Here is a 19284-nt window from a genome sequence, read left to right on the forward strand (position 1 = left end):
GCGGCTTGCGCGCCGGCGTGCCCGGATGGGGCCGCCTGGCGCGCAAGCCCATTTCTTGCAAGCCTACTTCTTCTTCCCGCCGATCCGGCTTTCCGTTCCGGCCAGCAGGCGCTGGATATTGGCCCGGTGGCGGTAATACAGCAGCACGCTCATCACGGCGATGGCGACCACCACCGGCGGGTGCGCCTTCCAGGCCACGCCCGAGCCGAACACGTAGTAAATGGGCGCGAAGAAAGCCGCCGCCAGGGCGCCCAGCGAGGAATACCGCGAGAACAGCACCACGATGATCCAGGTGGCGACCGTGGCCACCGCCAGCCAGGGCTGGATGGCAGCCAGCACGCCCAGCGCCGTGGCCACGCCCTTGCCGCCCTTGAAGCGCAGGAAAACGGGGTACAGGTGGCCCAGGAAGACCGCCAGCGCCACCAGCGCGTAGGTGGTCCAGGACAGCCCCGGCGCCAGCGCCTGGGCCAGCCAGATCGCGAACCAGCCCTTGGCGGCGTCGCCCAGCAGCGTCAACGCCGCGGCGGGCTTGCTGCCCGAGCGCAGCACGTTGGTGGCGCCGGGGTTCTTCGAGCCATAGCTGCGCGGATCCTGCAGGCCCATCAGGCGGGAAACGATGACCGCGAACGGAATGGAGCCGATCAGGTAGGCCAGGAGGACCAACGCGGCATTCAGGGGCAGGGAGGGGGCGGCTTCGACCATGGCGGAATTGGGCAGTGGGCTGAGGCTGCGGATTCTACCGCGCGCCCGGCCGCCGGCGTCAGGCGGCCTGCCGTACAATCGGTTGCCTCGCGGCGGGTCGCCCCGCGCCGCGGTCCACTGAAAATACTGGAAGGCTCGATGCGCATCCTGGTTTCGAACGACGACGGTTACAACGCGCCCGGCCTCCAGGCGCTGGTCGATGCGCTTGCCGATCTGGGCGAGCTGACCGTGGTCGCGCCGGAAACCAACCACAGCGGCGCCTCGAACTCGCTCACGCTCAATCGTCCGCTGTCGGTGCGCACCGCGCCCAACGGCTTTCTCTATGTCAACGGCACGCCATCGGACTGCGTGCACGTGGCGCTGACGGGCGGCCTGATGGACGCACGCCCTGACCTGGTCGTCTCCGGCATCAACAACGGCGCCAACATGGGTGACGACACCCTGTATTCGGGCACCGTGGCCGCCGCCACCGAGGGCTATCTGTTCGGCATTCCCGCCATCGCCTTCTCGCTGGCCGAGAAGGGCTGGGAGCATCTCGATTCGGCCGCCCGCGCCGCGCGCCAGGTGGTCGAGCGCCAGATGGCCCATCCGCTGGCCGCGCCGGTACTGCTGAACGTCAACATGCCCAACCGCCGGTTCGAAGACCTGGCCGGCTATCGCGTCACCCGACTGGGCAAGCGCCATCCGTCCGAGCCCGTGGTGCGCACGACCACGCCCTACGGCGATCCGGTCTACTGGATCGGGCCGGTGGGCCTGGCGGCCGACGCCACGCCGGGCACCGATTTCCATGCCGTGTCCGAAGGCGCCGTGGCCATCACGCCGCTGCGGCTCGACCTCACCCATTCCGGCCAGTTGGACGAGGTCCGTGCGTGGGCGGAGCCCCTATGAGCACCAAGCGTCCCGCCCCCGATTACAGCCGCGTGCCGCTGTCCGGCGCGCCCAAGCCGGGCGCACCCAAGAGCGCGGCGTCCCGCTATGGCACCGCGGGCGTGGGCCCTGGCATCACGGCGGCCAACAGCAACACCCGCATCTCATCGGCCACGCTGCAGCGTCCCGACGCCTCGCGCAACGCCGCGCCGCCCCTGCCCAACCTGGGCCTGAACTCCGAGCGCCTGCGCCAGGCCATGGTGCAGCGCCTGCGCGAGCAAGGCATTTCCGACGAGCGCGTGCTGGCCGCCATGAGCGCCGTGCCGCGCCACCTGTTCGTCGACGAGGCCCTGGCCAGCCGCGCCTATGAAGACGCCGCGCTGCCCATCGGCCACTCGCAGACCATCTCGCAGCCCTGGGTGGTGGCGCGCATGCTGGCGGCGGTCTGCGAAGACCGCGAGCCCTCGCGCGTGCTCGAGGTCGGCGCCGGCTGCGGCTACCAGGCCGCGGTCATGGCCCAGTTCGTGCGCGAAGTCCATGCCATCGAGCGCATCCGCGGCCTGTTCGAGCTGGCCCGCGGGCACCTGCGCGCCCTGCGCCTGGCCACCAAGGTCAGGCTGATCCATGGCGACGGCATGCTGGGCCTGCCCGGCATCGCGCCGTTCGATGCTATTGTTGTGGCTGCCGCGGGCCTGAGCATTCCTCAGGCCCTGCTTGCGCAACTGGCGCCAGGCGGCCGCCTGATCGCCCCGGAGGGAGGCACCACCCAACGACTGGTGCTGATCGAACGCACCGGGGCCGCCAGTTGGAATCGCCGCGAGCTCGAAGCCGTGCGCTTCGTGCCCTTGCGAGCCGGAATACAAACTTGAGCGACAGGAGAATCGTATGCTCAACGGGCAGTTGACACTGACCGCTGCTATATCGCCCCGCGCGCTCGCGCGTCCGGGCCACCGCATGCTGCCGGCTGGCGCGCTCGTCCTGGCCCTGGCATTGGCGGGCTGCACCAGCACGTCGCGCCAGGCGCCCATCGTGGACATGACCCAGCAGCCCGCCGCCAGCGCACCCGCCGCGGGCGGCACCTATGTGGTCAAGCCCGGCGACAGCCTCTATCGCATCGCCCGCAACAACAATGTCGACATCGACACGCTCAAGCGCCTGAACAACCTCAGCGATCCCAACCAGCTTGCGGTGGGACAGGTGCTGAAGCTGTCCGCTTCCGCCGGTGGCGGCGCCGCTTCGCCCGCGCCGGCCACGCCGGTCAACACGCCGCAGGCGATCGCCACCGCGCCCAGCAAGTCGTCCGAGCCCGTGCCGCTGGATGCGCCGCCCGCGTCGGCCGCCAAGCCGGCCGACGGCGCCTCGCCGCCGGCCGCCACGCCCGCGCAACCGGCCACGCCGGCGCCGGCCGCCACGCCCACGCCGGCGCGCGCGTCCGACGCCAACGTCATTGCCTGGGGCTGGCCCGCCAGCGGCGCCGTCACGCAGCAGTTCAACAGCAACACCAAGGGTATCGACCTAGCGGGTTCGCCCGGCGATCCCGTCATCGCTGCCGCCGACGGCAAGGTCATGTACAGCGGCAACGGCGTGCGCGGCCTGGGCAACCTGGTGATCATCAATCACCAGAACGGCTTCATCACGGCCTATGCGCACAACCGCGCGCTGCTGGTCAAGACGGGCCAGAACGTCAAGCGCGGCGCCAAGATCGCCGAGGTGGGCCAGACCGACACCACGTCGCCCAAGCTGCACTTCGAGATCCGCCGCCAGGGCACGCCGGTCGACCCGCTGCAGTACCTGCCCGCGCGATGACGCCCACCCTGGTCTTCGACCTCGAAACCCTGCCAGACGTGGCCGGCCTGCGCCGGCTGCACGGCTGGGGCGCCGACGTGCCCGACACCGAGGTCGCCGAGCGCGCCTTCGCCGCGCGGCGCGAAGCCGTGGGCCACGACTTCCTGCCGCTGCACCTGCACAAGGTGGCCGTGGTGGGCTGCGTGTTCCGCGACGACAAGGGTTTCCGCGTGAAGACGCTGGGCGACCCGGACGATCCCGAGCCCGTGCTGTTGTCGGGGTTCTTCAAGACCATCGAGCGCTATACGCCCAGGCTGGTCAGCTGGAACGGCTCGGGTTTCGATCTGCCGGTGCTGCATTACCGCAGCCTCATCCACGGCGTGCCCGCGCCGCGTTACTGGGATCTGGGCGACGAAGACCGCGACTTCAAGTACAACAACTACATCAGCCGCTACCACAACCGCCACATCGACCTGATGGACCTGCTGGCGAAATACAACGGCCGCGCCAACGCGCCGCTGGACGAACTGGCCAAGCTGTGCGGCTTTCCCGGCAAGCTGGGCATGGACGGCAGCAAGGTCTGGGAGGCCTGGAACAACGGCCAGGCCGACGCGGTGCGCGCCTACTGCGAAACCGACGTGGTCAACACCTGGCTGGTGTATTGCCGCTTCCGTTTCCTGCGCGGCGAGCTCGACCAGGTCTCGTACGACGCCGAGATCGCCCTGGTGCGCGACACGCTGGCCGCCAGCGATGCGCCGCACTGGAAGGAATATCTGGCGGCCTGGGACACGCCGTAACGCGTTCTCGGCGGGATCTTTCCGTCGCAGGGACGGAATTGGCCAATTTTCATGGATCGCCTGTCTGGCTAGAGTGCGGCTTCCGGAATCGTTCATCGATAGGAAGCCGTGTTCACTTCTTCAGTCTCTGACAGGCATGCGCCACGCGGTTGGCGCCTCTCCAACGACGTCGTCTTCAAGTCGCTGTTCTGCCGTCATCCGGTAAGCGCCCGGTGAACCCATCTTTGAGTGCAGCAGTTGTCCCCGGATAGTGTCCACCACTTTTAGGTGGACACCATGTCGAAGACAGAATTAGCGCCGGTGCCTAAGCGCCGCTCCTATCCGAAGGCGCTGAAGGCGCAGATCGTGGCCGAGTGCGGTCAGCCAGGAGCATCCATTGCCGCCGTGGCACTATCGCACGGCGTGAACGCCAACCTGTTGCATAAGTGGGTCCGTCAGGCCAAGCGGCAGAACTCCGTAGCGCCGGCATTCGTGCCGGTCGCGTTGCCGGCGGCGCCGTCTACGGGTCGCCATATCGAGATCCGCTTGTCGCGCGGACCAGTGCAAGCGACGGTGCAGTGGCCCGTGAGCGAAGCCAGCGCTTGCGTGACTTGGTTGCGCGAGTGGTTGCGATGATCCGTGTCGATGCGATCTGGTTGGCCACCGAGCCGCTGGACATGCGCGCCGGCACCGAGACGGCGCTGGCTCGGGTGGTGGCGGTGTTCGGCATCGCGCGCCCGCACCACGCCTATTGCTTCGCCAACCGCCGGGCCAATCGCATGAAGGTGCTGGTGCACGACGGGATCGGCGTGTGGCTGGCCGCGCGCAGGCTCAACCGTGGCAAGTTCGTATGGGCGGATGCCTTGCGCGGCGCCCACGTCGCGGTCGACGGCGAGCAATGGCAGGCGCTGGTGCTGGGGCTGCCGTGGCAGCACGTCGGTGCAGCGGGTGCGATCTCGGTGCTGTAGTCCGAAGCAATCCGGCAAGACGCCAATATCAAGGCGGTCGGGCCTGCGGCATACTGGCGGCCATGAGTACCGCATCCCTGGATCACCTCGACGCGCAGCAACTGCGGGCATTGGCCGAACGCCTGATGGGCGAGGTGGCTTCGCGCGACGAGCAACTCGCTGTACGTGATGCAAAAATTGCAGCAAGCGATGAACAGCTCGCGAAGTACGATGCGCAGATCGCCAAGCACAACCAGGTTCTGCACTTCAAAGACACCCACATCGAGCAGCTCAAGCAGGAGCTGGCGCTGTACAAGCGCTGGCGGTACGGCAAGCGCAGCGAGCAACTGAACCCGGCGCAGGCGAGCCTCCTGGAAGAGACGATGGATGCCGACATGGCCGCCATCGAAGAGGAAGTCGAGGCGCTTAGTCAGGCGATCTCGCCCAAGCCTACTGAGGCGCAGGCGCCGCGCCGCATGCGGCTGCCGCCCGAACTGCCGCGCACCGATATCCATCACGAGCCTTCGTCCACGACGTGCCACTGCGGTTGCGGCTTGAAGCGCATCGGCGAGGACGTCAGCGAGAAGCTGGACTACCTGCCGGGCGTGTTCTCGGTCGAGCGTCACATCCGCGGCAAGTGGGTGTGCGAGCAGTGCGAGACGCTCACGCAGGCGCCGGTGCCCGCGCAGGTCATCGACAAGGGCATCCCGACGGCGGGGCTGTTGGCGCAGGTGCTGGTGGCCAAGTTCGCCGACCACCTGCCGCTGTACCGTCAGGAAGGCATCTTTGCACGGGCCGGCCTGGCGCTGCCGCGTTCGACGCTGGGCGAGTGGGTCGGCGTGTGCGGGCTGCGGTTGCAGCCGCTGGTCGATGCACTCAAGGTCGAGGTTCTGGGCAAAACGGTGCTGCATGCCGACGAGACGCCGGTGCAGATGCTCAAGCCCGGCGCGGGCAAGACGCACCGCGCCTACTTGTGGGCGTACACACCGACCTCGTTCGACAGCCTGCGCGCGGTGCTCTACGACTTCGCGCCCAGCCGGGCCGGCGAGCACTGCCGCACGTTCCTGCAAGCGTGGCGCGGCAAGCTGGTGACCGACGACTATGCCGGCTATAAGGCGGGGTTCGCTGCGGGGATCACGGAACTGGGCTGCATGGCGCATGCCAGACGCAAGTTCCATGACCTGCATGCGAGCAACCAAAGCCAGATCGCCAAAGAGGCGCTGGAGCTGTTCGGGGCCTTGTACGGCGTGGAAAGAGACGTGGCAGACCTGCCTGCCGACGAGCGCAGGCGGATACGTCAGGACCGCGCCAAGCCGATCACCGAGACTTTGCATCGATGGCTGATCGCGCAACGCCAGCGCGTGCCCGATGGCTCGGGTACCGCACGCGCCATCGACTACAGCCTTAAGCGCTGGGAGGCGCTCACGCGCTATCTCAATGACGGCGACGCACCGATCGACAACAACTGGGTGGAGAACCAGATCCGGCCCTGGGCGATCGGGCGCTCGAACTGGCTGTTCGCGGGGTCACTGCGCGGCGGGCAGCGTGCGGCCGCCATTATGAGCCTGATCCAGTCGGCGCGGCTGAACGGGCATGATCCGTATGCCTATCTGAAGGACGTTCTGACCCGGCTGCCCACGCAGAAAAACCACCAGATCGCCGAACTGCTGCCGCATCGCTGGCAGCCTGCTGCGTAGGCTGAACCGTCAAGGGTGTGTTCGGCAGGCGCTTACGTCATCCGCATCTGCTGTCGGACCTGATCAATGCCGTGCGCCATCCTGCGGCGCCGGTATCCATTTCGGCCATCCTGAATCCCAATCTGCTGCCGGATACGCCGAGTGGCAAGCAGGTGTTCTTCGACATCCTCGCTCAGGACACAGCAGGGCAGCAGTTCATCGTTGAAATGCAGATGCGGCGCCATGCCGCCTGGCCCGCGCGCAATGCCTACTACCTGGCGCGCGGGCTGGCGCAGCAGTTGGTGTCCGGGCAGGATTACGATGCGCTGCGGCCTTCCATCGGCATCACGTTGTTGGGGCAGGATTGGTACGCAAATCCATCGGATCAGTCTGATTGGCGGTTCACTTTGCGCGATGCGCGCGCGCTATCCCTAGAATTCGATCAGGCCCTGCAACTGTATGTGGTTGAGTTGCGCAAGGCAGGGGCCCTGCGGCAGGGACATCCCGCGCTGAAGGATTGGGTGGTCTGCCTGTCGAATGACCTGAACGAGGACATCATGAATCAAATCACGCATCCACCCGCGCTTGAGGCCATGCAGCATCTCGAGGCCATGTATTCGGAAGAAGAACTGAGGCAGATCGCCTTCGAACGTGAAAAGGTGGAAAGGGATACGCTCTGGGTGTTGAATGGAGCCAAGACCGAGGGCTATCAGGATGTGCTGATACGCCAGCTTATTCGCCGCTTCGGTGAGATCCCCAGAGAGATCGAATTCAAGGTCCGCAACGCCAGGGCTGAACAGCTGTTGGCTTGGCTGGACAATGTGATGGATGCCCCGACGATAGAAGACGTTCTTCGCTGGGATAAGGCTTATTGATGCGGTCGGCGCCATGGCAGCGCCGTGATCGGATCTCCCGCGCGTGCCGCATTTCCGTCCTGCCGAGAATCTCTTCCCCAAGCAATCGACTGAAACAAGCTCCCTGCGGACGAAACCCGAACGAAACCGGTGCCGCCGCACAATGGCATCGCGTTCCCACCCTACAGGAGAGTTCTCATGTCCCGAATCGCACTGCGTCATACCCTTGCCGGCCTGAGCATGGCCATCACCGCGGGCCTGCTGAGCGCCCCGACCATCGCCGCCACCACCGATGCTCCCGCCGCCACGCAATCGTCCGCCGCCAAGGCCACCCCGGATGCCCACAAGGGCCCCCGTGGCGAACGCCATGGCCGCCATGGCCATCACATGGGCCGCGACGGCATGATGATCCCGGGCCTGGGCCCCGTGTCGAAGGCGCAGCTGGATACGCTGAAGCTGGACGCCAACCAGCAGGGCCTGGTTCAGCAGGCGCGCGACGCCCAGCTCAGTCTGTTCAAGGCGCACCGCGAAGCCGGCGCTGGCCGCCACCAGTTGCTGGACAAGCAACTGGCCGACGGCAAGCTCGATCCGCGCGCGCTCATGGCCGCGTCCGAGGCCAACCGCGACCAGTTCCGCACGCAAGCAGGCCAGGTGCGCGACAAGTGGCTGGCCGTGTGGGATAGCCTGAACGACACCCAGCGTGGCCAGGTGGCCGAACTGGTCAAGGCGCGCGAAGCCCGCATGAAGGATCGCCAGGAAAAGCGCGCCGAGCGCGTGCAGCAATGGCGTGCCGAGCATGCGCAGCAGCCGGCTGCCGCGGCCAGTTGAGCCCGAGGCGGCATCGCCAAGCGCCGCATGATGCACGTTCACCCCACCGCCCCCTGGTGCCTGATTCCGGGGGCCAGGGCAGCGCCGGCCAGTAACCTGGCCGGCTTTCTTTTATCCGTCCGTGCCGCCGTCCCCGGGATGAGGCCACCGGTTCTGTCCACGGCTTGCCATTGCCTGCGAGAGGCGGCGCGACTCCCGTCTGGAAGTTGCGCTCAGCGCAGACCAGCGTGTCCGGGCGCATCCCCGGTGGATCGCCCGGCCAGACGGGCCTCCCAGCCACAAAAAAAAGCCGGCATGGCCTGCCTTGCAGGCCACCGTGCCGGGGCGTGGGAGGGCTCCCGCACCGCCGCTACGCGTGCGAGCGCTGCAGCTTCAATCCCGCCAGCATCAGCGTCAGCCCGACCCCCACCGCCAGCGTGGCCATCGCCATGCCCATGCCGGCCGAGCCTTGCTCGAACTGCTGCCACACGTAGATGGACACCGTCTGCACGCCAGCCGGGGCCAGCAGCAGCGAGGTGACCAGCTCGCGCGAGGCCACGGCGAAGACCATCAGCATGGCGGCCGCCAGGCTGGGCAGGGCCAGGGGCAAGGTGATGCGCAGCAAGGCGGACCCCAGCGGCGCGCCGTGCACGCGCGCGGCCGCCTCCAGGTTGGGACCGATCTGCGCCAGCGCGGCCGACACATAGCGCACCGGATACGGCAGCAGCAGGCAGCCATACGACAGCAGCAGGATCAGCCACGTGCCGTAAGGCGTGGCCGGCCAGAACGGCTGGTTCCAGGCCAGGATCAGCCCCACGCCCACCACGATGCCGGGCAGCGCCGCGGGAAGCAGCGCCAGCGCGTCGATGGCGGCGGCGCCGCGCACCCGCTTGCCGGCCGAGCACCAGGCGGCCAGAAAGCCCACCGTGCCCGCCAGCAATGCGGCGGCCAGCGCCAGCGACAGGCTGGTGCCCAGCGCGTGCAGCGTGTCGCTGCCGGCCGCGAACAGCGCGGCGAAGTTGGCCAGCGTGAAGTTGCCCGCGGACAGGCCGCCCGACACGGTGCGCAGCGACGCGGTGGCCACCATGGACGCGACCGGCACGATCGCGGCCAGCGTGGCGACCCCGCCGAACAGCAGCAGCACGGGAAGCTTCCATGCGCCGAACTCGCGTGGCGTCACGGGCGCGGGCTTGCCGGTGGCCGTCTCGAAGCCACGTCCCGCCAGCAGCGCACGTTGCAGCGTATACGCGGTCAGCGCCATGGCGACCAGCACCATCGACAGCAGGGCGGCGCCCGACAGGTCGATGGGCCAGTCGGCCAGGCGCCGCTCGATGGCCGTGGTGAGCACCGAGACGCCGGATTGCGCGCCCAGCGCCGCCGGCACGCCGTATTCTTCGATGGCCAGCGTGAAGGTCAGCAGCAGGCTGGCCGCGATGGCGGGCAAGGCCAGCGGCAAGGTCACGCGCAGGAACGCCTGCGCCGGCGAGGCGCCGAACACGCGCGCCACGTCAGCCAGCCGGGCGCCGCTGGCCGCCATGCTGCGCGACACCGCGAAGTACACCACCGGAAACAGGTTCAATCCCATTACCAGCACCAGGCCCGTCGGCGAGAACAGCAGGGTGCCCAGATCGGCGCCCACCAGTTGGGCCAGGTAGCCGCGCGGCTGCAGCGCCATGGTCCAGGACAGGGCCACGATGTAGGGCGGCAGCAGGAAGGGCACCAGCAGCAGCAGGTCCCACAGGCGCGCCAACGGTATGCGCGCCAGGCCGCGCAGGGCGCCCAGCGGAATGCCGATCAGGCCCGCCACCAGGGCCACGCCCGCGCCCAGCTGCAAGGTCGAGCCCAGCAGGATGGGCAGGGACGGATCGCCGAAGACGGTCCCCCAATTGCCGAAAGGCTGGCGCAGCGAGCCTTCGCCCAGGTAAGGAAAGACGGCCTGCAACGCCACGAAGGCGGCGGGCAGGGCGACGAGCACGGCCAAGGCGGCCACGGTGGCGGCCGCCAGCAGATAGAGCGTTCTCATGGCAGGACTCCGGAGCGTGCGGCGGCCAGTGTGGCGGCTGGTGTGGCGGCCACTGCCGCGACGGGGGCCGTCGGCAGTGCCGTGGCCGATGCACGGGCCGCTTGCTCTGCCGCCACCCCGCCAGCCGTCGCGCGCTCGTTCGGCTTAATGTTGGCCGAACAGTTTCGAGAAGCGGGCGAGCACGTCCTCGCGCGAGGGGCCGCCTTCCTTGCCGGTGGTCTCCAGCAGCTTCAGGTCGGTGAACAGCGGGCGGTTGGCGGCCACGTCGGTGCGCGCGGGCATCAGCCAGGCGCGCGCCACGGCCTGCTGGCCTTCTTCCGACAGGGTGTAGTCGATGAAGGCGCGCGCCTCGTCGGGCACGCGGGTGCTCTTCAGGATCATCATGGGACGCGGAGCGATCACGGTGCCGCTGGACGGGAAGATGACCTTGACGGATTCGCCCTTCTGGATGCTGCCGTAGGACACGTAGTCGACGCCGCCGAACACGGCGGCCTTTGCGCCTTGCAGCACGGGCGTCAGCGCCTGCGCGTTGGGGCCGGTGACGACCATGCCGTTCTCGCGCATGGCTTGCAGCAGCTTCCAGGCGTTCTCGCCTTGCGCGGCCTGCAGGCCCAGCAGCAGGTCGAGCGTGGCGCCGGACAGGGCCGGGTCGGGCATGGTGACGGCCTGCTTGTATGCGGGCGCGGTCAGGTCGGACCAGTCCTTCGGTTCAGGCGTGTTGCTCTTGCTGTTCCAGACGATGCCCAGGGCCGAGATGCCCTGCGCCACGTAGGTGGGCGACTTGAAGCGTGCCGGCACCTTGGCCGCATTCGGGCTTTCATAGGTGAGCAGCCAGCCGCGGCGGTCCAAATCGAGGGCGGTGTCCCACGAGGCCGAGATCAGCACGTCGGCGCGCGGGTTCGCGGCCTCGGCTTCCAGGCGGGCCATGACCTTGCCGGTGGTGGCCTGGAAGACATTGACCTTGGTGCCGGTCTTCTTCTGGAAGCCTTCGGCGAGTTCCTTGATGAGGGTGCCCGGGCCGGCCGTGTAGACCGTCAGTGCGTGGGCGGCGGGCGCGGCTGCGCCGAATGCAAATGCCATGACTGTTATTAGTTTTTTAGGGAAGGATTTACGGAAATTCATTTTATGCAGACTCGGGATGATTGGATACGGTCTCGGCGATGCGGCCGTGGGCCATCCGCGCGATGCGGTGGGCCAGCGCATGCGCCTCTTCATGGTCGTGCGTGACGTAGACGGCCGTGGTGCCCAGCCGCGCCAGCAAGGCGCCGATCTCGGTGCACAGCGTGGCGCGCAGCATCTTGTCCAGGTTGGACAGCGGCTCGTCGAACAGCAGCAGGCGGGGCCGCGCGACGACGGCGCGAGCCAGCGCCACGCGCTGCTGCTGGCCGCCGGACAGGTCGCTGGGACGGCGGTCGGCCAGGCCTTCCAGGCCCACCAGCGCGAGCGCCTCGTAGACGCGCGCGCCGCGCTCGGCGCGCGGCACGCGGCGCATCTGCAGCGGGAACGCCACGTTCTGCGACACGCTCAGGTGCGGCCACAGCGCATAGTCCTGGAACACCATGCCCAGGCCGCGGCGCTCGGGGGCCTCGTGCACGCCGTCATCGCAGACGGTGCGGCCGGCCAGCGCGATGCGCCCCGCATCGGGGCGCAGCAGGCCGGCCAGCGCCTTGAGCAGCGTGCTCTTGCCGCAGCCCGACGGGCCCAGCAGCGCCAGCACGGTGCCTGCCGGCACGTCCAGGTCGATGCCGTCGAGCACGGCCTGGCCGCCGATGGCGTGCCGCAGGCCGCGCACGACGATGTCGCAGGCGGCGGTGTCGGCCTGTGCCATGGTCAGAAGCGGTGGACGATGCCGACCGCGCCGCCCAGCTGGTTGCGGCCGGGTTCGACGTTCACGCCGTACTTGCCGCCCAGCACGCTGACCGACGAGCCGTTGCCGTTGATGGCATACGAGGCCAGGCTGTAGAGCGTGGTGCGCTTGGACAGGTCGTATTCGGCGCCCAGCGTGATCAGCGACGGATGCTGGTCGCGGCCGGCCTGCTGCACGGCCGGGCAGGTGCCCACGTTCATGTTGTCGCAGGCCGTGCCACGCTCGTGGTAGACCACGGCCGACAGGCGCGTGTCCTTCACCGGACGATAGGTGATGCCGGCCCAGAACAGGTGGCTGACGTAGCTGCGCGAGGTCAGCTCCTGGTCGAGCCAGCGGTAGCCGCCGTAGAACGTGAAGTCGGTGATCTTGTACGAGATGCCGGCCAGGATGCGGTCTTCGCGGTTGTCGCTGGTGGCGGGGGCCTTGGGCGCGTCGGCGCGCTTGCTGTGGTAGAGCACGGCGGCGGTCAGGCCGTCGGCGCTGTAGCGCAGGCCCAGGCCGACCATGCGGCCACGTGCCTTGTCGGTCCAGTCCTGGTCGTTGTTGAAGCCGAAGCTGTAGTAGGCGCCGAGGGTGACGGCGCCGAACTTCTTCGTGTACTTGGCCGAGTTGTCCATGCGGTCGGAGAACGCGGGATCCACGTCCTTGCCGCCGAAATTCGAGTTGTTGTACGGGTTGAACTTGCTCATCCAGTCGATCATGAGCGTGTTGTGGCGGCCCAGCGTCAGCTCGCCCCAGGTCTTGTCGGACAGGCCGACGTAGGCCTGGCGGCCGAACAGGCGGCTGCCTTGCAGCGAGCTGCCGGTGGTGCTGCTGAAGCCGCTTTCCAGGGCGAACACGGTCTTGGTGCCGCCGCCCAGGTCTTCGGTGCCGCGCAGGCCCCAGCGCGAGCCGAACCAGTTGCCGGCGCCCGCATCGATGTGCGAGCCGCCTTGCGGACCATGGTTGGCGTACTCGATGCCGGTGTCGATCAGCCCATACAGCTGGACGGAGGCGGCGTCGGCCGCCACGGCAGGGGAGGAGAGGGAGATAGCGGACAGGCAGGTGCCAGCCGCCGCAATGCGGAGGGAGTACTTCACAGGTTGGATCCTCTTTGGGATTTGATCGGAGCCGGAAGTGTAGAAAGCAGGTGCTACAGGCGCGTGACGGTTTTCTGTGCGGCGCCTGTACGCGCCGGGACGGGGCGGCAACGCCTTTTCTGCACCGCCGCGGTGCGGCGGCTGCGCCGGCGCAGGGCGTCTGCCGGGCCAAACCGGTGCGCATGGCGGTCCACCCGGCCCTGAAACCTTGAGAAAAAAGTTGGCACGGAATGTGCTTATTCCTTATCAAGCTGATAACGAACCTATCCATTCGTATCCGGCCTGCAGGGCATCTGGAGCCTGCCCTTATCCCTATTCCAATCGCCTCAGGAACGTACTCATGAAGAAGACGCTGCTTGCCTACTCGCTCTCCCTGGCTGCCGCCGCATGTGCGGTATCGCCCGTCGTGCATGCCGACCCGACCGACCTCGGCGCCGGCTTTTCCCTGAGCGGCAACGCCACGATCGTCAACGATTACCGGTTCCGCGGCTTTTCGCAGACCGATTTCCGGCCCGCGGCGCAATTGGGCTTCGACATCACCCACAGCTCGGGCTTCTACCTGGGCAACTGGAACTCGAACGTGTCCGACTTCGTGATCAACGAAGGCAATCTCGAGATGGACTTCTACGGTGGCTGGCGCGGCGCGCTGGCCGGCGACTGGGGCGCCGACGTCGGCGTGCTGCATTACTACTATCCCGGCTCCTCGTCCGCCAAGAGCGGCGGCAACATCAACAACACCGATCTGTATGTCGGCCTGACCTACAAGACCTACTCGCTGAAGTACTCGTACACGCCCGGCGACTTCTTCGGCGCGCCCGACACCAGCGGCACCTGGTACCTGGACGCCAGCGGCACGTACGACCTGGGCGACGGCTGGGGGCTGGTCGGCCACGTGGGCTACCAGCGCCTGAAGGGCGGCGTGCAGTACACCGCCGACGGCGAGAAGATCAATGGCTACGTCGACTACAAGCTGGGCGTCACCAAGGACCTGAAGGGCTGGGTCGTGGGCCTGGCCGCCGTGGGCGCCAACAAGGACAACTGGCTGCCGACCAAGTACGGCCATCCGTCCGGCCGCCTGGGCGCCGTGTTCTCGGTGGCGCGCACGTTCTGATTCTTTTTCCGGCAGTGCTTGTTTGGGCCGGCTGTCTCAAGGGACGGCCGGTTTTTTTTCGGCAACACCTGCCTGGTCTTCCTGCGCCAAGGCAATGGGGATCTTGAGGTAGCGTACGCCGTTGGCTTCGGCCCGCGGCAATCGTCCCGCGCGGAGGTTGACCTGGATGGCGGGCAGCAGCAGCGCAGGCATCGGGAGGGCGGCGTCGCGAGACTGGCGCATTTGCGCGAAGGCCTCGGCGTCGATGCCATCACGCACGTGCACGTTGTGCTGCCGCTGCTCGGCGACAGTCGATTCCCAGGCGTACACCGTGCGTCCCTGCGCCTGGTAGTCGTGGCAGGTGAACAGGCGGGTCTGCGGCGGCAACGCCAGCAGCCGGCGTATCGACCGGTACAGCGCATGGGCGCTGCCGCCGGGAAAATCGGCGCGAGCCGTGCCGTAGTCCGGCATGAACAGGGTGTCTCCGACGAACACCGCGTCGCCGATGCGGTAGGACACGCAGGCCGGCGTGTGTCCCGGCGTATGCAGCACTTCCACGCTCAGCGTGCCGATGGAAAAGATTTCGCCGTCGCGGAACAACCGGTCGAACTCGCTGCCGTCTCCAGAGAGGTCAGTCAGGTTGAATACGGGACCGAGTACCCGCTGCACCTCGCGGATGTGTTCGCCGATGGCAACGGCCGCCCCGGTGCGCCGTTTGAGATAAGGCGCCGCGCTCAGGTGGTCCGCATGCGCATGGGTCTCGAGAATCCACACCACCCGCAGTCCCATGGATTGGGCGGCGGCCAGGATGCAATCCGCCGATGCCATGGATGCCTGGCCGCTGCGGTGGTCGTAATCCAGCACCGGGTCGATGATGGCGGCCTGGCGGGAGGATGGATCGGAAACCAGATAGCTCACCGTGTGGGTGGCTTCGTCGAAGAAGGCCTGGATGTCAGCGCGAGAGGACATGGCGGGTCCTTGGAAAGACAGTGGGGTGGTGTGTTTATATTAGTCTATGCTAAATTAGAAAATACGAAATAAACAGAGATGTTGATGGATGAGACGCAGTTTCTCCGCGAAGCGGCCGCCCGGGCGGCGGCCCTGTTGCGCACGGTGGGCAACGAGCATCGCCTGCTGACGCTATGCCTGTTGATCGAGCATGGCGAAATGACGGTCGGCGCGTTGCACGAACACGTTGACCTGAGCCAATCCGCGCTGTCCCAGCATCTGGCCAAGATGCGCGAAGAAGGCCTGGTGACGTTCCGCCGGCAGGCCCAGACGCTGTATTACCGCATCGACAATCCCGACGTCGCCACGCTCATCGGCACGCTCAAGACCATTTTCTGCCCCTGAAACCCTGATCGGTCGGAGTCGTTCATCATGTCCTTGAAACCCCTTTCCCCCCAAGAGGCCAGCCAGCTCGTCCATCAGGGCGCCTTGCTGATCGACATTCGCGCGGCGGACGAGCATGCGCGCGTGCGCATCGCGGCGGCGCGCCATGTCGGCATGGAACGCCTGAGCGGCGCCGCGCCGCTGGACGCCGCCGCGGGCGTCATCTTCCATTGCCAGTCCGGCAACCGCACCCGGGCCAATGCGCAGGCGTTGCGTGCATGCGTGTCGGGCCAGGCGTACGTGCTGGAAGGCGGGCTCGATGCCTGGAAGCGGGCCGGGCTGCCCGTGGTGACGGATGCGTCGCAGCCGATCCCGTTGCAGCGCCAGGTCCAGATCGTGGCGGGGGCCCTGGTCCTGTCGGGCGCCGTGCTGGGCGCGTTCGTCTCGCCTTGGTTCCATGTGCTGTCGGGCGCCGTCGGCGCCGGCCTGGTGTTCGCCGGCGTATCCGGCTTCTGCGGGATGGCTCGCCTGCTGATGCGCATGCCCTGGAACCGGGCCGCGACGGACGGCCGAGCCGGCCACGCCGGGTGAGGGGGCCGCGTTCGTCATGCCTCCGCGGCCGGCGCTACCGACACTTCTTATAATGCCGGGTTGCCCGAAAAACCTGGATCGCCCGCAAGAGATGTCCGACGTACTGAAAATCGAGTCCCTGGACCTGGAAGCCCGGGGCATTGCCCGCCGCGATGGCAAGGTCGTGTTCGTAGAGGGCGCGCTGCCCGGCGAGCGCGTCACCACCGTGCCGGTGCGGCGCAAGCCCTCCTACGAGATCGCGCGCGTCGAGACCGTGCTGACGCCGTCGTCGCAGCGCGTCGTGCCGCGCTGCCCGCATTTCGGCGTCTGTGGCGGCTGCGCCATGCAGCACCTGGAACCCTCGGCCCAGGTGGCCATCAAGCAGCGCTCGCTGGAAGACACCTTCTGGCACATCGGCAGGCTGCGCCCGGCGCGCGTGCTGCCGCCGCTGCATGGCCCGACGTGGGGCTACCGCTACCGCGCGCGCCTGTCGGTGCGCGTGGTGCCCAAGAAGGGCGGGGTGCTGGTGGGTTTTCACGAACGCAAGAGCAGCTACGTGGCCGACATGCGCGAATGCCACGTGCTGCCGAAGTCCGTCAGCGCCTTGCTGCTGCCGTTGCGCGCGCTGATCGCCAGCATGTCCGAGCCCACCCGCATGCCGCAGATCGAAGTGGCGCTGGGCGACTCGGTGACCGTGCTGGTGCTGCGCCATCTGCTGCCCCTGACCGATGGCGACATCGCCTTGCTGCGGGCCTTCGCGGACAGGCACGGCGTGCAATGGTGGCTGCAATCCAAGGGCCCGGAAACCGTGCAGCCGCTGGAGCCCGAGCACGTCGACGCGCTGTCCTATACGCTGCCCGAGTTCGGCCTGCGCATGCCGTATCGTCCCACCGACTTCACGCAGGTCAATCACGCCATCAACCGGGCGATGATCTCGCGCGCGCTGACGCTGCTGGAGCCGCAGCCCACCGATCGCATCGCCGACCTGTTCTGTGGCCTGGGCAACTTCACGTTGCCGCTGGCCACGCGCGCCCGCGAGGCCGTGGGCGTGGAAGGCAGCAAGACGCTGACCGACCGCGCCATGCAGGCGGCCCGCGACCACGGCTTGCAGGACACCACCCGCTTCGCCACGCTGAACCTGTTCGAGGTCGACGCGCAGTGGCTGCGCGGCCTGGGCTACTTCGACCGCATGCTGATCGATCCGCCGCGCGAGGGCGCGCATGCCGTGGCGCAGGCCCTGTCGCTGCTGTCGCCGGCCGAACGGCCCAAGCGCATCGTCTACGTGTCCTGTAACCCGTCCACGCTGGCGCGCGACGCGTCCATCATGGTCCACGAGGGCGGCTATGCCATGCTCAGCGCGGGCGTGATCAACATGTTCCCGCACACGGGGCACGTCGAATCGATCGCGGTGTTCGAGTCCCGCGACGAAGCCACCGTGCTGGCCGCCCAGGCGGATGCCGAGCAGAAGCGGGTGGCGGCGGCCGCGCTTGAAGCCACGATTGCGGCGGAGAAGGCGGCGGCGAAGGCCGAGGCCGCTGCTGCCGCAGCGGCGTAACCGACAACGGCCCTGGAAGACCGGATCCTCTCCAATCTTCCAGGGCCGTTCAGAATGAGGCGTCCTGTCCTCGGCCTACGCGGCTGCACGCGCGGCTTCGGGCCGGGACCACAGCCAGGCCAGCACGCAGGCCATGCAGATCCAGGCGGGCCAGACCACCCAGGCGTGCGGGATGGTGTGGAACATGATGACCGCGCACACCGACATGGACACCGTGGCCGCGATCTTGGCGCTGCGGGCGAGACGGCGGCCGTTGTGCCAGTTGTGCAGCATCGGCCCGAACCACCTGTGATTGTGCAGCCATGCGTGCAGGCGCGGCGAGCTGCGCGCGGAAGCCCAGGCGGCCAGCAGCACGAATTCGGTGCTGGGCAGGCCGGGGACGAACACGCCGATGATGGCCAGGCAGATGCACAGGCCCGCCAGGGCCATCAGCAGCACGCGCTGCCAGGGTTTGCGTACGCCTTTGTAGGCGTGCGCAGCGGCGTGCGCAGCGGCGTGCGTCGCGCCAGGCGTGGCCAGCGTGGCGGCATTTCCATTGACGGACATGGCAGCCCGCAGGGCGGCAGGTACGGGGGGGCGGATCTCGGCCGGCAGGGCGGGCCGGGAACCGGCCTGCATCATGGAATCGGCCGAGCGGGAGGTCATGCGGAAAGATTGAAGTGGCGTTCGAGCAGTTGGCCGAAGCGATTGTAGGCGGCATGGGCGCCCGCGATCACGGCGTCGTGTTCGTCGGCGCTGATGTCGTCGCTGTCCAGCGCCTGCACGAAGCGGCGCCATACGATGGCGCGGCCTTCGGGGTAGGCGGCCAGGTTGCGCGCGCCGAATTCGGCGGACAGGCCCAGCTTGGCCTGCACTTCCTTGAACAGGAAGGCGGCGCCCAGCGTCGAGCCTTCGGACACGTACAGCCAGCCCAGGCCTTCGGGCATGGTCACGCCCTGGCTGGCGACGGCGCCTTCCTGCGGCGCGGGGGCGCCCAGGTCGCGCAGATCGTCCAGCGCGGCGGTCTCGCGGCCACGCACGGCCAGGTCGGGCACGGCGGTCTGCAGGGCGGCATCCTGGAACAGGTGCTCGACGTCGCGCTGGAACAGGTACTGCGCCGTGACGAAGCCGGCATAGGCTTCGCGGCTGTCGAACGGCGCGGCGCGTTCCATCAACTGGTGCATGCGTTCATGCTGCGCGGCGGTTTCGGTCTTCAGGCGCTGCGACAGCGACAGGCGTTCGAGGGTTTCGGTGATCATGATCGTGCGATGCAATGAGAGGAGTAGCGGATCGGGCCGATGGCACCGAGGATGATTTTCATTATTCCGTAGCCCCGTACGCTTGACACGTTAAAGTTGATTAAGAGTGCAGGGCA

General features: G+C 67.8%; 21 protein-coding genes. 13 read left to right on the forward strand and 8 right to left on the reverse strand.

Features of this window, described 5'->3' with window-relative positions; genetic code table 11:
- Positions 1-63 precede the first annotated feature (63 nt).
- A complete protein-coding gene (plsY, locus tag A6745_RS26505; protein ID WP_066134236.1) occupies positions 64-702 on the reverse strand; it encodes a glycerol-3-phosphate 1-O-acyltransferase PlsY in 639 nt (212 codons plus the stop codon).
- A gap of 138 nt (positions 703-840) precedes the next feature.
- Here plsY and surE point away from each other — a divergent pair, with 138 nt between their 5' ends.
- The 9 genes from surE to A6745_RS26545 all read left to right on the forward strand — a co-directional run bounded on the left by surE (position 841) and on the right by A6745_RS26545 (position 8435).
- Positions 841-1590 (forward strand): 5'/3'-nucleotidase SurE, encoded by a 750-nt coding sequence (gene surE / locus A6745_RS26510; RefSeq protein WP_066134239.1) that lies wholly within the window; start codon positions 841-843, stop codon positions 1588-1590.
- Positions 1587-2438 carry a protein-L-isoaspartate(D-aspartate) O-methyltransferase gene (locus tag A6745_RS26515; protein WP_066134243.1) on the forward strand — a complete coding sequence of 284 codons (852 nt, stop codon included), beginning with the start codon at positions 1587-1589 and terminating at the stop codon, positions 2436-2438. The genes surE and A6745_RS26515 overlap by 4 nt, the downstream gene beginning before the upstream one ends.
- Before the next feature lie 16 nt (positions 2439-2454).
- Entirely contained in the window at positions 2455-3375 is a 921-nt protein-coding gene (locus tag A6745_RS26520; RefSeq protein ID WP_066134246.1) for a peptidoglycan DD-metalloendopeptidase family protein, read from the forward strand.
- Positions 3372-4151 (forward strand): 3'-5' exonuclease, encoded by a 780-nt coding sequence (locus A6745_RS26525; RefSeq protein ID WP_066134253.1) that lies wholly within the window; start codon positions 3372-3374, stop codon positions 4149-4151. The genes A6745_RS26520 and A6745_RS26525 overlap by 4 nt, the downstream gene beginning before the upstream one ends.
- A gap of 276 nt (positions 4152-4427) precedes the next feature.
- Positions 4428-4766: an IS66-like element accessory protein TnpA gene (gene tnpA, locus A6745_RS28465; RefSeq protein ID WP_156513560.1), complete on the forward strand. Its 339-nt coding sequence runs from the start codon at positions 4428-4430 to the stop codon at positions 4764-4766.
- A complete protein-coding gene (gene tnpB, locus A6745_RS26530) occupies positions 4763-5098 on the forward strand; it encodes an IS66 family insertion sequence element accessory protein TnpB (RefSeq protein ID WP_066124815.1) in 336 nt (111 codons plus the stop codon). Before tnpA ends, tnpB begins: the two co-directional genes overlap by 4 nt.
- A 62-nt stretch (positions 5099-5160) precedes the next feature.
- Positions 5161-6774 (forward strand): IS66 family transposase, encoded by a 1614-nt coding sequence (gene tnpC, locus A6745_RS26535; protein WP_066134256.1) that lies wholly within the window; start codon positions 5161-5163, stop codon positions 6772-6774.
- Positions 6775-6791: 17 nt separating this feature from the next.
- A complete protein-coding gene (locus tag A6745_RS26540; protein ID WP_066134259.1) occupies positions 6792-7628 on the forward strand; it encodes a PD-(D/E)XK nuclease family transposase in 837 nt (278 codons plus the stop codon).
- 177 nt (positions 7629-7805) lie between these two features.
- Positions 7806-8435: a hypothetical protein gene (locus tag A6745_RS26545; RefSeq protein ID WP_066134261.1), complete on the forward strand. Its 630-nt coding sequence runs from the start codon at positions 7806-7808 to the stop codon at positions 8433-8435.
- A gap of 349 nt (positions 8436-8784) precedes the next feature.
- On the opposite strand, the gene A6745_RS26550 is transcribed toward A6745_RS26545, so the two are convergent.
- From A6745_RS26550 to A6745_RS26565, 4 genes are all read right to left on the reverse strand, one after another.
- On the reverse strand, positions 8785-10437 hold the full coding sequence (locus tag A6745_RS26550; RefSeq protein WP_066134266.1) for an ABC transporter permease: 1653 nt from the start codon (positions 10435-10437) through the stop codon (positions 8785-8787).
- Between the two features lie 144 nt (positions 10438-10581).
- Positions 10582-11517: an ABC transporter substrate-binding protein gene (locus A6745_RS26555; protein ID WP_066134268.1), complete on the reverse strand. Its 936-nt coding sequence runs from the start codon at positions 11515-11517 to the stop codon at positions 10582-10584.
- A 43-nt stretch (positions 11518-11560) separates the two neighbouring features.
- Positions 11561-12265 carry an ABC transporter ATP-binding protein gene (locus tag A6745_RS26560; RefSeq protein ID WP_066134271.1) on the reverse strand — a complete coding sequence of 235 codons (705 nt, stop codon included), beginning with the start codon at positions 12263-12265 and terminating at the stop codon, positions 11561-11563.
- A 2-nt stretch (positions 12266-12267) separates the two neighbouring features.
- Entirely contained in the window at positions 12268-13383 is a 1116-nt protein-coding gene (locus A6745_RS26565) for a porin (protein WP_066134274.1), read from the reverse strand.
- A gap of 340 nt (positions 13384-13723) precedes the next feature.
- On the opposite strand from A6745_RS26565, the gene A6745_RS26570 reads away from it, so the two are divergent.
- Positions 13724-14494: a TorF family putative porin gene (locus A6745_RS26570; RefSeq protein ID WP_066134277.1), complete on the forward strand. Its 771-nt coding sequence runs from the start codon at positions 13724-13726 to the stop codon at positions 14492-14494.
- A gap of 36 nt (positions 14495-14530) precedes the next feature.
- On the opposite strand, the gene A6745_RS26575 is transcribed toward A6745_RS26570, so the two are convergent.
- Positions 14531-15442 (reverse strand): MBL fold metallo-hydrolase, encoded by a 912-nt coding sequence (locus A6745_RS26575; RefSeq protein ID WP_066134280.1) that lies wholly within the window; start codon positions 15440-15442, stop codon positions 14531-14533.
- Between the two features lie 78 nt (positions 15443-15520).
- Here A6745_RS26575 and A6745_RS26580 point away from each other — a divergent pair, with 78 nt between their 5' ends.
- From A6745_RS26580 to rlmD, 3 genes are all read left to right on the forward strand, one after another.
- On the forward strand, positions 15521-15826 hold the full coding sequence (locus tag A6745_RS26580; RefSeq protein ID WP_066134284.1) for an ArsR/SmtB family transcription factor: 306 nt from the start codon (positions 15521-15523) through the stop codon (positions 15824-15826).
- Between the two features lie 27 nt (positions 15827-15853).
- Positions 15854-16396: a rhodanese family protein gene (locus tag A6745_RS26585; protein WP_066134288.1), complete on the forward strand. Its 543-nt coding sequence runs from the start codon at positions 15854-15856 to the stop codon at positions 16394-16396.
- Between the two features lie 91 nt (positions 16397-16487).
- Positions 16488-17930, forward strand: a complete 1443-nt coding sequence (gene rlmD / locus A6745_RS26590; RefSeq protein ID WP_066134291.1) for a 23S rRNA (uracil(1939)-C(5))-methyltransferase RlmD — start codon at positions 16488-16490, stop codon at positions 17928-17930.
- Between the two features lie 75 nt (positions 17931-18005).
- Here rlmD and A6745_RS26595 read toward each other — a convergent pair whose 3' ends face one another.
- Both A6745_RS26595 and A6745_RS26600 read right to left on the reverse strand, forming a co-directional pair.
- Positions 18006-18575: a YbaN family protein gene (locus tag A6745_RS26595; protein WP_231886094.1), complete on the reverse strand. Its 570-nt coding sequence runs from the start codon at positions 18573-18575 to the stop codon at positions 18006-18008.
- Positions 18572-19168, reverse strand: coding sequence for a biliverdin-producing heme oxygenase (locus A6745_RS26600; protein ID WP_066134294.1), 597 nt, complete (start codon positions 19166-19168; stop codon positions 18572-18574). The genes A6745_RS26595 and A6745_RS26600 overlap by 4 nt, the downstream gene beginning before the upstream one ends.
- Positions 19169-19284 lie beyond the last annotated feature (116 nt).

It is taken from the genome of Bordetella ansorpii (assembly GCF_900078705.1).
GTDB classification, from domain to species: Bacteria; Pseudomonadota; Gammaproteobacteria; order Burkholderiales; family Burkholderiaceae_B; genus Bordetella; species Bordetella ansorpii_A.

Bases quoted from the DNA above. Each gene is read 5' to 3' on its own strand.
- A6745_RS26515 (WP_066134243.1), top strand. From the start codon at position 1,587: ATGAGCACCAAGCGTCCCGCCCCCGATTACAGCCGCGTGCCGCTGTCC.
- surE (WP_066134239.1), top strand. From the start codon at position 841: ATGCGCATCCTGGTTTCGAACGACGACGGTTACAACGCGCCCGGCCTC.
- A6745_RS26570 (WP_066134277.1), top strand. From the start codon at position 13,724: ATGAAGAAGACGCTGCTTGCCTACTCGCTCTCCCTGGCTGCCGCCGCA.
- A6745_RS26585 (WP_066134288.1), top strand. From the start codon at position 15,854: ATGTCCTTGAAACCCCTTTCCCCCCAAGAGGCCAGCCAGCTCGTCCAT.
- A6745_RS26545 (WP_066134261.1), top strand. From the start codon at position 7,806: ATGTCCCGAATCGCACTGCGTCATACCCTTGCCGGCCTGAGCATGGCC.
- A6745_RS26550 (WP_066134266.1), bottom strand. From the start codon at position 10,437: ATGAGAACGCTCTATCTGCTGGCGGCCGCCACCGTGGCCGCCTTGGCC.
- plsY (WP_066134236.1), bottom strand. From the start codon at position 702: ATGGTCGAAGCCGCCCCCTCCCTGCCCCTGAATGCCGCGTTGGTCCTC.
- A6745_RS26580 (WP_066134284.1), top strand. From the start codon at position 15,521: ATGTTGATGGATGAGACGCAGTTTCTCCGCGAAGCGGCCGCCCGGGCG.
- rlmD (WP_066134291.1), top strand. From the start codon at position 16,488: ATGTCCGACGTACTGAAAATCGAGTCCCTGGACCTGGAAGCCCGGGGC.
- tnpC (WP_066134256.1), top strand. From the start codon at position 5,161: ATGAGTACCGCATCCCTGGATCACCTCGACGCGCAGCAACTGCGGGCA.
- A6745_RS26595 (WP_231886094.1), bottom strand. From the start codon at position 18,575: ATGACCTCCCGCTCGGCCGATTCCATGATGCAGGCCGGTTCCCGGCCC.
- tnpA (WP_156513560.1), top strand. From the start codon at position 4,428: ATGTCGAAGACAGAATTAGCGCCGGTGCCTAAGCGCCGCTCCTATCCG.
- A6745_RS26575 (WP_066134280.1), bottom strand. From the start codon at position 15,442: ATGTCCTCTCGCGCTGACATCCAGGCCTTCTTCGACGAAGCCACCCAC.
- A6745_RS26600 (WP_066134294.1), bottom strand. From the start codon at position 19,168: ATGATCACCGAAACCCTCGAACGCCTGTCGCTGTCGCAGCGCCTGAAG.
- A6745_RS26560 (WP_066134271.1), bottom strand. From the start codon at position 12,265: ATGGCACAGGCCGACACCGCCGCCTGCGACATCGTCGTGCGCGGCCTG.
- A6745_RS26525 (WP_066134253.1), top strand. From the start codon at position 3,372: ATGACGCCCACCCTGGTCTTCGACCTCGAAACCCTGCCAGACGTGGCC.
- A6745_RS26555 (WP_066134268.1), bottom strand. From the start codon at position 11,517: ATGGCATTTGCATTCGGCGCAGCCGCGCCCGCCGCCCACGCACTGACG.
- tnpB (WP_066124815.1), top strand. From the start codon at position 4,763: ATGATCCGTGTCGATGCGATCTGGTTGGCCACCGAGCCGCTGGACATG.
- A6745_RS26520 (WP_066134246.1), top strand. From the start codon at position 2,455: ATGCTCAACGGGCAGTTGACACTGACCGCTGCTATATCGCCCCGCGCG.